Source organism: Candidatus Methylomirabilota bacterium (genome assembly GCA_036005065.1).
Taxonomy (GTDB): Bacteria; Methylomirabilota; Methylomirabilia; order Rokubacteriales; family DASRDR01; genus DASYQW01.
Genome location: DASYQW010000282.1, coordinates 1 through 10,388, shown reverse-complemented (window position 1 = coordinate 10,388; position 10,388 = coordinate 1). Strand labels below are relative to the sequence as shown.

General features: G+C 72.4%; 13 protein-coding genes. 8 read left to right on the top strand and 5 right to left on the bottom strand.

Features of this window, described 5'->3' with window-relative positions; translation table 11 throughout:
• Window positions 1–122: 122 nt before the first annotated feature.
• Genes VGW35_19275 through VGW35_19265 form a run of 3 tightly spaced genes read right to left on the bottom strand, consistent with a single transcriptional unit; the run spans window position 123 to window position 2,892 of the window.
• The gene (locus VGW35_19275) at window positions 123–1,298 is read right to left on the bottom strand and encodes a M20 family metallopeptidase (protein ID HEV8309810.1); all 1,176 of its coding nucleotides are present in this window, start codon (window positions 1,296–1,298) and stop codon (window positions 123–125) included.
• Window positions 1,299–1,330: 32 nt separating this feature from the next.
• Complete coding sequence (locus VGW35_19270) at window positions 1,331–1,732, bottom strand: Zn-ribbon domain-containing OB-fold protein (GenBank protein HEV8309809.1); 402 nt, start codon at window positions 1,730–1,732, stop codon at window positions 1,331–1,333.
• On the bottom strand, window positions 1,729–2,892 hold the full coding sequence (locus VGW35_19265; GenBank protein ID HEV8309808.1) for a thiolase domain-containing protein: 1,164 nt from the start codon (window positions 2,890–2,892) through the stop codon (window positions 1,729–1,731). The genes VGW35_19270 and VGW35_19265 overlap by 4 nt, the downstream gene beginning before the upstream one ends.
• 97 nt (window positions 2,893–2,989) lie before the next feature.
• Between VGW35_19265 and VGW35_19260 the strand changes: the two genes are divergently transcribed.
• The 6 genes from VGW35_19260 to VGW35_19235 all read left to right on the top strand — a co-directional run bounded on the left by VGW35_19260 (window position 2,990) and on the right by VGW35_19235 (window position 7,174).
• The gene (locus VGW35_19260; GenBank protein ID HEV8309807.1) at window positions 2,990–3,979 is read left to right on the top strand and encodes a Gfo/Idh/MocA family oxidoreductase; all 990 of its coding nucleotides are present in this window, start codon (window positions 2,990–2,992) and stop codon (window positions 3,977–3,979) included.
• A gap of 10 nt (window positions 3,980–3,989) precedes the next feature.
• Entirely contained in the window at window positions 3,990–4,772 is a 783-nt protein-coding gene (locus tag VGW35_19255; GenBank protein HEV8309806.1) for an SDR family NAD(P)-dependent oxidoreductase, read from the top strand.
• A gap of 431 nt (window positions 4,773–5,203) precedes the next feature.
• A complete protein-coding gene (locus tag VGW35_19250) occupies window positions 5,204–5,611 on the top strand; it encodes a hypothetical protein (protein HEV8309805.1) in 408 nt (135 codons plus the stop codon).
• A 67-nt stretch (window positions 5,612–5,678) separates the two neighbouring features.
• On the top strand, window positions 5,679–6,095 hold the full coding sequence (locus tag VGW35_19245; protein HEV8309804.1) for a YMGG-like glycine zipper-containing protein: 417 nt from the start codon (window positions 5,679–5,681) through the stop codon (window positions 6,093–6,095).
• 86 nt (window positions 6,096–6,181) lie between these two features.
• Entirely contained in the window at window positions 6,182–6,625 is a 444-nt protein-coding gene (locus VGW35_19240; protein ID HEV8309803.1) for a septal ring lytic transglycosylase RlpA family protein, read from the top strand.
• 162 nt (window positions 6,626–6,787) lie between these two features.
• The gene (locus tag VGW35_19235) at window positions 6,788–7,174 is read left to right on the top strand and encodes a glycine zipper 2TM domain-containing protein (GenBank protein HEV8309802.1); all 387 of its coding nucleotides are present in this window, start codon (window positions 6,788–6,790) and stop codon (window positions 7,172–7,174) included.
• 59 nt (window positions 7,175–7,233) lie between these two features.
• Here the strand turns inward: VGW35_19235 and VGW35_19230 are convergent, their stop codons facing one another.
• Entirely contained in the window at window positions 7,234–7,785 is a 552-nt protein-coding gene (locus tag VGW35_19230; GenBank protein ID HEV8309801.1) for a DUF308 domain-containing protein, read from the bottom strand.
• Between the two features lie 153 nt (window positions 7,786–7,938).
• Complete coding sequence (locus tag VGW35_19225) at window positions 7,939–9,615, bottom strand: hydantoinase B/oxoprolinase family protein (protein ID HEV8309800.1); 1,677 nt, start codon at window positions 9,613–9,615, stop codon at window positions 7,939–7,941.
• Between the two features lie 141 nt (window positions 9,616–9,756).
• Between VGW35_19225 and VGW35_19220 the strand changes: the two genes are divergently transcribed.
• Entirely contained in the window at window positions 9,757–10,134 is a 378-nt protein-coding gene (locus tag VGW35_19220) for a hypothetical protein (protein HEV8309799.1), read from the top strand.
• Between the two features lie 14 nt (window positions 10,135–10,148).
• A partial coding sequence (locus VGW35_19215) for an SDR family NAD(P)-dependent oxidoreductase (protein ID HEV8309798.1) occupies window positions 10,149–10,388 on the top strand: 240 nt, incomplete at its 3' end.

Genomic DNA, 10,388 nt, shown 5'->3' with positions numbered 1-10,388 from the left:
CTCTGGCGTCTCGACCGCGGCGACTACGGGTGGATCGCGCCCGAGGGCCGCCGCGATCTACCGGGAACGAAGCGGCGCGGGGTCGTGGGCCGCTCGCCGGCGGCCGGAGCGCCGCGATGGGGTCAGCGCCGGAAGCGGTCGGTCCAGAGCTCGATGAAGCGGGCGTTCACCTTCGCCCGCTCGATGAGCGTCGGGAGCTCGATGTACTCGTCGGGGCTGTGGGCGAAGGAGCCCTGGGGGCCGAGCCCGTCGATGGTCGGGGCGACCTGGGAGGCGTGGTTGCCGTCCGAGCCGCCGCCGGTCCGGATGCCGGCCAGCGCGAGCCCGAGCTCCCGGCCGGCGTCCTGCAGGAGGGCGAGGAGCGCCATCGTCCCCGGATCCCCCGGCGCCCACGGCGGGAAGCTCAGGTCGCCCCACAGCCGCGCGGTCGTGCCCTCGAGGTGCGGGTGCTCCGCGATCTCCCGGAAGCGCGCCACCGCCTTCTCGGCGGCGGCCGGGGTCCAGGCGCGCAGGTCGATCTCGGCGTAGCAGCGCTCAGCCACGACGTTGGCGCGGTCGCCGCCCCGCACGACGCCGACGTTGACCGTCGTCCCCTCCGCGAGGTCCGTCAGACGGTGGAGCGCGTCGACCTTCTGCGCCATCGCCCACACGGCACTGCGCCCGACTTCCGGCTGGTTGCCGGCGTGGGCGGCCGTGCCGGTGATCTCCAGGAAGTACCGGCCGGCTCCCTTGCGGCCGATCACGTACTCGCCGTCCGGCCGCGCCGGCTCCGTCACCGCCACGCTCTGCGCGCGCGCGGCCTCGGCGCGGATCAGGGCGCGCGAGGTCGGCGAGAGGACCTCCTCGTCGCTGTTCCAGAACCAGGCGAGGCGGGCTTCCCGCCAGGCCGGGCTGTCGGTCGCCATGATCGCGCGGAGCGCGAAGAGCCAGGCGACGATACCGCCCTTCTGGTCGTAGATCCCGGGCCCGGTGGCCCGCCGCCGCCCGGCGACGTCGTGGATCGCGAAGGGCCGGGTCCTGGCCGTGCCGCGAGCGAAGACCGTGTCCAGGTGGCTCACGCAGAGGAGCCGCTTCGGGCCGCGCCCGGGCCCTTCCCACAGCCAGTGGTCGCCGTATTCCGTCTGCGGGAACCGGGTCGGCGCGAAGCCGAGCTCGCGCAAGGGCTCGACGAGCATCTCGGCCAGGCGGTTCACGTCTTCGCGGTCGTAGGTGCCGCTGTCCTGGTTCACCAGGGCCTCGAGGAGCCGGATCGCCTCGGCTTCCCGGGCGTCGAGCCAGGCGAAGAGCGGAAACCCCATCAGGCGCCTCCCGGAAGAGACGCGGGTTCTTCTCAGTCCCGCGGCGTGAAGGTGATGATCGGGGGGTCCGTCGTGGGGTCGGCGGGGGCGATGAACCGCACGGGGAGCCCGACGCGCACCGCGTCCACGGCGACGCCGGTCAGCCGGCCGAGCAGCGACACGCCCTCCGGGAAGCGCACCACCGCGATCGCGTAAGGGGCCTGGCCGGCCAGCGGGGCCGGGGGCACGCGAATCACCGTGTAGGACGCCACCTCACCCTCGCCCTGAAGCGGGACACGCTCCCAGGCGCGGGCGTGGCAGGCCGGACACAGCGCTTTCGGCGGGACGGCCAGGCTCTCACAGGCGGTGCAGCGCTGGACCACCAGCCGGCCGGCGCGGACACCCTCGAAGAATTCCTTGAGGGTCAGGACCTGGCCGTCCGTCGTCCGACTCATCGACCGTCGTCGCACCCGAAGAGGCTCACCAGCACGGTCGCGGTGTTGCCGCCGAGGGTGTGCGTGAGCCCTACCCGGGCGCCGTCGACCTGGCGCCGGCCGGCCTCGCCCCGGAGCTGGGTCGTGATCTCGGCGATCTGGGCGGCCCCGGTGGCACCGATCGGATGCCCCTTGGCCTTGAGCCCGCCGGAGGTGTTGACGGGGATCCGGCCGCCGAGGCTCGTGTCGCCCTTCTCGGCGGCGACGCCGCCGGCGCCGGGCTCGACGAGCCCGAGCCCCTCGGTGGCCAGGATCTCGGCGATCGTGAAGCAGTCGTGGAGCTCGACCACGTCTACCTCCCGCGGCCCGAGCCCCGCCTGCCGGTAGGCGGCCTGCGCGGCGCGCTCGGTGGCGAGGGCGCGCGCGAGATCGCGCTTGTCATGCAGGCACATGGCGTCGCCCGCCTGCGCGGAGGCGAGCACCCGGACCGGCTTCCGTGTGCGGCGCGCCACCGGCTCGGCCGCGATGAGCACGGCGGCGGCGCCGTCCGAGAAGGGGCAACAGTCGAAGAGCTTGAGCGGATCGGCGACCTTCGCGCTGGCCAGCACCTGGGCCAGCGTGATCTCCTTCTGGAACTGGGCCTTCGGGTTCAGCGTGCCGTGCCGGTGGTTCTTGACCGCGACGTGCGCCATCTGCTCTTCGGTCGTTCCGTACTTCTCCATGTGGGCGCGCGCGATGAGGGCGAAGACCCCGGGGAAGGTGAGCCCGGCCGGCTGCTCGAAGACCGCGTCCGAGGCGTAGGCGAACACCTCGGTCGAGCGCTCGGTCGGCATCGTCAGCACGCGCTCGGCGCCACCGACGAGGAGGACGTCCGCGGCGCCCGAGGCGACCTCGAAGAGCGCGTGGCGGAACGCCGCGTGGCTCGAGGCACACGCGGTCTCGAATCGGGTGGCCGCCACCTCGGGAATGCCGAGGGCGGAGGCCAGCTGGGGCCCCATGTGGAGCTGCCGCTCGCCCGCCTCGCCGACGACGTTGCCGACGTAGAGGCCCTGGATGCGATCGGGAGAGATGTCCGCATCCGTGAGCGCCTCCACGCTCGCCTCGGCGAACAGCTCCGCACACGTCCGCTCGTGCCGACCGAACTGCGTCACGCCGACTCCGATGACCGCGACCCTGCGCATGTGGTCTCCTTGGTAGACCTCGGGTGAACCCGCAACCTCCATTGTAGCCGAGCCGGCGCGCCGGGTGAAGCGTCGGCCGTGCTAGCATGGCCCCACCATGACCGCGCTCGGGCTCTGCATCGTCGGGTGCGGGCGTTTCGCGACCTTCCACGCCCGAGCGGCGCGCCGGCTCCGGGTCGGCCCCCTCTCGTTCGCCAGCCGTGATCCCGCCCTGGCCGAGGTCTATCGCCGCCGCTTCGGAGGCGTGGCGGCGTTCGGCTCCTACGAGGCGGCGGCCGCCGACCCGCGCGTCGGGGCGCTCGTCTTCTGCACGCCGCACTCGCTCCACCTCGACAACGTCCGGCTGGCCGCCAAGCACCGGAAGGCGGTGCTCCTGGAGAAGCCGATCGCCCGCACGCTCGACGAGGCGGACGAGATGCTGGCCGAGGCCGCCGCGGCCGGCATCCCCTTCATGGTGGCCGAGAACTTCCATTTCATGCCGGCCTTCGTGGCGGCGCGCCGGCTGCTGGCGGCCGGGGCGATCGGCGAGGTTCGGCAGCTTCTCGTCTCCGCCCGCGGCTTCCGCCGGCCGGCCGGCTGGCGCCGGCGGCGCCAGGACGTCGGGGGCGGCATCCTCATCGACGGCGGCATCCACTACATCCACCTCCTCCAGGACTGGGCCGGTCCGGTCGTCCAGGTCCACGCGGTCGCTCCGCCGAACCTCTTCGCCGAGGTGGAGGGCGAGGACACAGCCTTCCTCCTGCTCCGGTTCCGGCGCGGCGCGGTCGGGTCCCTGGCCAACTCGCTGGCGAGCCCGGGACTGCCGCGGCGCCAGGCAACCTGGGTGAGTGGAACCGAGGGCTCGCTCGCCGTCGACAACCGCGGCCGCTACCTCTGGCTTCGCAGCCGAACCCGACGCGGGCTGCGCGTGTTCTTTCGGGATCTGCGCGGCATCCGCGCGCAGCTCGCCGATTTCGTGGGGGCCGCCCGGGAGAACCGCCCGCCCGCTTTGCCGGCGGCGGCGACGCGCCGGGACCTGGCGGTGGTCCTGGCGGCGTATCGCTCGATCGAGACGGGGCAGCCCGTCGGTCTGCCTCATGCGGACTGAGGAGGGGGCGGTGGCGGGCGACGAGCTTCGCGGGAAGGTGGTCCTGGTGACGGGAGCGAGTCGGGGCATCGGCCGCGCCGTCGCCCGCCGTTTCGGACGCGCGAGATGCCGCGTCGCCGTCACAGCCCGGCAGGCCGCGACCGTCGACCGCGTGAGCGACGAAGTGCGCGCCGCTGGCGGCGAGGCGCTCGCGATCGCCGCCGACCTGGCGGCGCCCGACGCCGCGGACCAGCTTCTCGATGCCGTCGAGGCGGGCCTCGGGCCGGTGGAGATCCTCGTGAACAACGCGGGCGTCTACCACCTCGGACCCACCACGAGCCTCGACGACGCCACCTGGCACGGGCTCCTCGCCGTCAACCTGCACGCGCCCTTCTCCCTCTGCCGGGGAGTGCTGCCGCACATGGCCGCCCGGGGCTGGGGGCGCATCGTCAACGTGGCCTCGACCTCCGCGACCAAGGGGACGGCCGAGGAGACGGCCTATACCGTGTCCAAGCACGGCCTGCTCGGCCTCACCCGCTGTCTGGCCAAAGAATTCGCAGGGCGCGGGATCACGGTCAACGCCCTGTGCCCCTGGTTCGTGCGCTCGGACATGCTCGACTGGATCGTGGCCGAGGAGGCGCGACGGCAAGCGATCTCGGCGGAGGCGGTGCTGGAGCAATTCCGGATGCTCTCGCCGCAGCAACGCATCCTGGAGCCCGGGGAGATCGCCGATCTCGCCTGGTATCTCTGCACGGAAGGCGCCCGCGGGGTGAACGGCCAGGCGCTGGTGATCGCGTCGGGCTTCTACGCCTAGGTCATTTCGGGGGGGCCTCGGAGGACCCCCGATGCCCCCCGTCGTGGCGGCGGCGAAGCCGCCGCTCGGAGCACTCCTCGATACACCGCGCCCCCGGTGGGCGGCGCCGGATTACTCAGACACACGCCTAGGCCCGTCCCGGGCTCACCCCCCGGGGAGGGTCTCGATGCCGGCGCGGGCGTTTGCCCATGCCCGCGCGGATTTCCCCATTCGGTCCCACCTGAGACTCCCGACCCTGTCGAGCCGCCGGGCCGGGTGGCACGAGGATGACGCCGGACGTCCGGGCTGCCTACGGTCATCCCCTTAGAACCCCCCCCAAGCCCTCCCGGAGGCCCTCGAGATCGGGGGGTGCCTGGCATGGGAGTTGCCTGAATAGCGATACGGTGCCTGATCGTCAGGTAGGGGGGAGGGCATCAAACATGGAGGATGAGATGACAGCCAAGCGCGTCCTGGTGGGAGTGGCCGTGGCGCTCGTGGCCAGCGTGACCGCGGTGGCGCCGAGCACCGCGCAGATCGTCGTGGCGCCGCCTCCGCCGGTGGTCGTGGTGCCGGCGCCGCCGTCGCTGGTCGTGGTGCCGGGGACGCCCGTGTATTACGCGCCGGCGCTCCCGTACAACTACTTCGTGTACCACGGACAGTACTACGTCTTTCACGAGGGGGCGTGGTTCCGGGCTAAAAGCCACGGCGGGCCCTGGGTCTTCGTCGCCCCTCACGCGGTTCCGAGGCCCGTCCTGGCCGTCCCGGTCGCGTACTACAAGGTTCCGCCCGGACACCTGAAGAAGGGGGGCCCGCCGCACGGGGGCGGACACGGCAAGGGTCCCAAGTGGAAGGGCGACTGACGACGCGGTGATCAGCGTCCGGGCGCCCGCCTGGCTCGGACCGAGGCATCAGAGGAGGCATGACGGCATGCGACGAATCCTGAGTACGATGGTCGTGATCAGCTTCGTGGTCGGCACCCTGGCCGCCTGCGCGGTCCAATCGCAGCCGGTCGTGACGACGCCGCGGACCTATCAGGGCGCCGGCGCGGGCGCGGCCGTCGGGGCCGGCGCGGGTGCCCTGATCGACAAGAACAACCGCTGGCGTGGGGCCGTCATCGGCGGAGCCCTGGGCGCGGTGCTGGGAGGCACCGTGACCGAGATCTCCTCGCGCGCGGCACGGGAGGCGGCAGCCGAGGGCCGGCCGGTCACCTACCAGAGCCAGGACGGCTGGCAGCGCGTCGAGGCGCACCCGCAGGGGCGGACCGCCAGCGGCTGCCGCCAGGTGCAGGAGCGCGTCTACCAGGACGGGAAGCTCGTGCGCGAGCAAATGCGCGAGGTCTGCTAGATCCTGGGAGGGGGCCTCGACGGCCCCCTCCCAGACCCTCCCCCGGGAGGGTTGCGCGGGCAAGCCCGCGCTCGGAGTGCTCCTCGATGCACCACGCGCTCGGTGGCCGGCGCCGGGTTGCTCCCGCACGCACGGTCATACGCGGCCGATTGTGGAGCGCCGCGCTCGTCCTGTTCACCCTCGCCGGCTGCGCGTCAGTCCCGCCGCGGGAGCCGACTCCGAGTCCGAGTCCGGCCGTCGTCGGTCTCGCCTCGTGGTACGGGCCCCAGCACCATGGACGGCCCACGGCCTCGGGTGAGTCCTTCGACATGCAGGCGCTCACCGCGGCCCATCGGACACTCCCGCTGGGTACCCGCCTGCGAGTCACCAACCTGGAGAACGGCCGGATGGTGGTCGTGCGGGTGACCGATCGGGGGCCCTACGCGCCCGGGCGAATCATCGACCTGAGCCTCGCCGCGGCCCGCACCCTCGGCATGCTCGAGCGCGGCGTCGCCCGCGTGCGGCTCGAGGTGATGCCCGGGCCCGAGTGACACTCAGGCGCGCACGACGATCTGGCTCTGCTCGTGAACAGAAGGGGCCGGCGCCGGTGAAGCAGGCCCCGGGCTCGGCCGTCCAACCCAGTGAGAGCAAGAATGACGGACTGAAAGGTTCACGACAGGGGGTCGACGATGCGACGGATACTGAGCTTGGCCATGGTGATCAGCTTCGTAGGCGGCACGCTGGCGGCCTGCGCCACCCAGCCGCTGGTGACGACGCCGCGCACGTACCAGGGCGCGGGGGCAGGCGCGGCACTCGGCGCGGGCGCCGGCGCCCTGATCGACGGCAACAACCGGTGGCGCGGCGCCGTGCTCGGGGGCGCCCTGGGCGCGGTGGCGGGTGGCACGCTGACCGAGATCTCGTCCCGCGCCGCGCAGGACGCGGTCGCCCAGAACCAGACGGTCGCGTACCAGACGACCAATGGGTCCCAGCGCGTCGTGGCCCGCCCGAGCGGGCGCGCGGCGAACGGCTGCCGGGTCGTCCACGAGCGGGTGTACCAGGACGGAAAGCTCGTTCAGGACCGCTCGCGCGAGGTCTGCTGAGCTTCAGCTCGGAGGGGGTGTTCCGACACCCCCTCCGAGACCTCCCCGGGGAAGAGGATTCAGGCCCGGGCCGGCACCAGGTGCCGCTTGAGGGCCAAGCTGAAGGCGACCAGCGAGATGCCGAAGGCGATGGCGTAGAGGCCGATCATCCAGACCACCGCCAGCGCGCCCGCCAGAGGATCACGCATCACCAGCAGGGCGAACACCACCGACAAGGCGCCGGCCAGGATGAGCCACCAGGCGCCCCCGCCGGCCTTGCGTCCCCGGATGCCCGCGAAGAGCTGGATCATGCCGCTGGCCAGACACCACCCCACGATGTAGACGAGCAGGCCGAGGCCGGTGACGGCGGGATTCCACCAGGTGAGGACGCCGACGAGCAGGCCGAGGAGGCCGTGCAGCAGCACCCAGGAGGCGTCCTCGTTCGTCTTCCAGGTCGAGAGGGCGGTGGCGACGGCGACGACGCCGTCGATGAAGGTGTAGGCGCCGAAGAGGAGGACCAGGGTGATGGCGGTCAGCCCCGGCCAGAAAAGGGCCATGAGGCCGAAGACGATACCGGCCAACCCTCGCAGCAGGAAGGTCCACCAGTGGTCAGCGAGCCGGACGAGCAGCATGGGGCCCCCCCTTTCCGATCCCGAGTGATTCGTAGATGCCGCCGCGGTCTCTCGCGCCCGCGGCGCGCCTCCTGGCGAGGCGCGGCGGGTACCGCCGCGCCGCCGGCCTCGTTCCCGGATCGCGAAGTCGATCGATCGCGCCGAGCGCTCCCGTCATGAGCGGACGTCGCCCGGCCAGCTCGTGACGTAGCCCTCCTCGAGATCCCGCCGAATCAGCTCCTCCGGCCGCTTCCCCGGATCCCCATAGCCCCCGCCGCCGGGCGATTCGAGTGTCAGCACGTCCCCGGGCTGGAGCGCCAGCACGCTCTTCATGCTCACCGGCCGCCCGTCGGCGAAGTGCGCCTCGGCCCGCTGTCCCGGCCCCCCGCCGAGCACGCCGGGCGGCGGGTGGCGGAAGCGGTCGATGATGAGCGAGGCCATCATGGGACGGGCCACCCGAAACGTCTTCCGCTGGCCGAGACCGCCGCGGTGGAGTCCCACGCCCCCCGAGTCCGGGATGAGGCGCTGCTCCAGGTAGAGGACGGGCGCGATCGATTCCAGCACTTCGATGGGCAGATTCGCGATGTTGGAGGGGAACGTCGTGGTGGAGCGGCCGTCGCCGGCGTGCTTGCCCCCGACGCCGCCGTTGACGAACTCGAAGGTCACGAACGGCGTGCCGTCGGGTCCGGTCCCGTAGAACGTGATGATCGGCGGCGGCGTCCCGCTGTCGGCCTGGGCGTGGGCCGGCGCGCACTGGGCGAGGGCCGCGAAGACCGCGCCCTGGAGGACGAAGCCCAGCACGTGGCGGGACTGGACGGGGGCGGGCGGCAGGGCGTTGACGATCGTGCCGCGGGGCGCCTCGACCGTGAGGCGCCGGAGCAGCCCCTCGTTGTTCGGGACCGAAGGCACGAACGCGCACTTGGTCGTGAACGCGGCATAGGCACGGGTGTACTGGAGGACCGCGTTGATCGGCGTGCGCTGCTGGGGGGACGAGCCCGTGAAGTCGAAGTGGAGGTGGCCGTCGCGTACGGTGAGGGCGAGGTGAACCGTGAACGGCTCGCCGTAGCCGTCGCCGGTGACCTCGGCATGGTACATCCCGTCGGGGACCAGGGCGAGCGCCTCGCCGAGCGCCCGGTCGCTGGCGGCGTGGATGGCCCCAGCCAGCCCGTGGAGATCGGCCAGGCCGTATTCCGCCATGATGCCGGAGATCGTCCGGCAGCCCTGCTCGTTCGCCGCGATCTGGGCGCGGAGATCTCCGACCACCTGGTCTGGCGCCCGGACGTTGGCGCGGATCATCTCCCATACCGGCTGGTTGGGCTTGCCGGCGGCCATCAGCCGGAGCGGCGGGATGCGGAGCCCCTCCTCGAAGACCTCGGTCGTGTTGACGCCGAAGTAGGTGCCGCCGATGTCGGTCATGTGGGCCGTGTTGGCCATGAAGGCGACGAGCCGCCGGCGGTGGAAGACCGGCGTGACGATCGTCACGTCGGGCAGATGGCCCGTCACGATCCAGGGGTCGTTGGTGATGGCGACATCCCCCGGCCTCCAGGTCTCCGGTCCCCAGAGTTCGAGGAACCGCCGCACGCCGCCCGCGGTCGTGCCGACGAAGCCGGGCGTCGAGACCGCCGATTGGGCGAGCGTCTGGCCGCGGTCGTCCGTGAGGAGCTGGGTCATGTCGTGCACCTCGCGGACGATCGTCGAGAACGAGGTGCGGATGAGCGTGGCCGCCGCCTCGTCCACCACGGCCAGGAGCCGCGCCCACAAGATGGACGTGGTGACCGGATCGAGGACGCTCGGGGGGCGGGCGCGGGGCCGGGATGCCCGGGGCACGGGAATGCGACGGTCGTCGGTCACGGCGATAGAGTACTGCAACCGGCGCCGTCCCGCGAAACCCCTCCGGTGGGCCGATTCGCGCAAACCGCCGGGACCGGGACCGGTCCATGGTACACTTCGGCCAAATCGCAGGCCACGACGTCACATGACTAGGAGGGAGCCATGAAGACGCTCAAAGCCGTGATGACCGCCCAGGCCGTCGTCCTGCTCGTCTACGGCGTGCCCTACCTCTTGATTCCCAAGTGGATGACCATGCTCACGCAGCAGCTTCCGCTCCCCGAGAACTACTTCCTCCGCGCCGTCGGGATCGCCTTCGTGATCCTCGCCTCCCTGGAGCTCCAGATCGCCGGGGACCTCGAGCGCTACCGCGGCCTCACGCTCGCGTACGCGGTTCTGCCCGCGCTCTTCTTGCTCACCATCCTGCTGCAGGCCTTCTGGCGGGGCTTCAATGGCGCTCCCTGGTTCTGGCTGGTGAACGCCGGGGTCTCGGGGGTGTTCACCCTGGCCGTGTTCACCGGGCGCCGCGAGCTGCCGGCCTGACGGCGGGGCTACCCGTGGCGCCGGCGCCGCTGCCGAGCTTCGACGGCCGCGTCGCCGTGGTGACCGGGGGCGGGAGCGGGATCGGCCGAGCGCTGGCGCTGGCCTTCGCGCGTGAGGGCGCCCACGTCGTGGTGGCCGACGTGGACGAGGCGGGCATGGCCGAGACCTGCCGGGGCATCACCGGGCAGGGCGGCCAGGCCCTGGCGATCCCCACCGACGTCTCGCACCGCGGCCAGGTCCAGACCCTCGCCGAT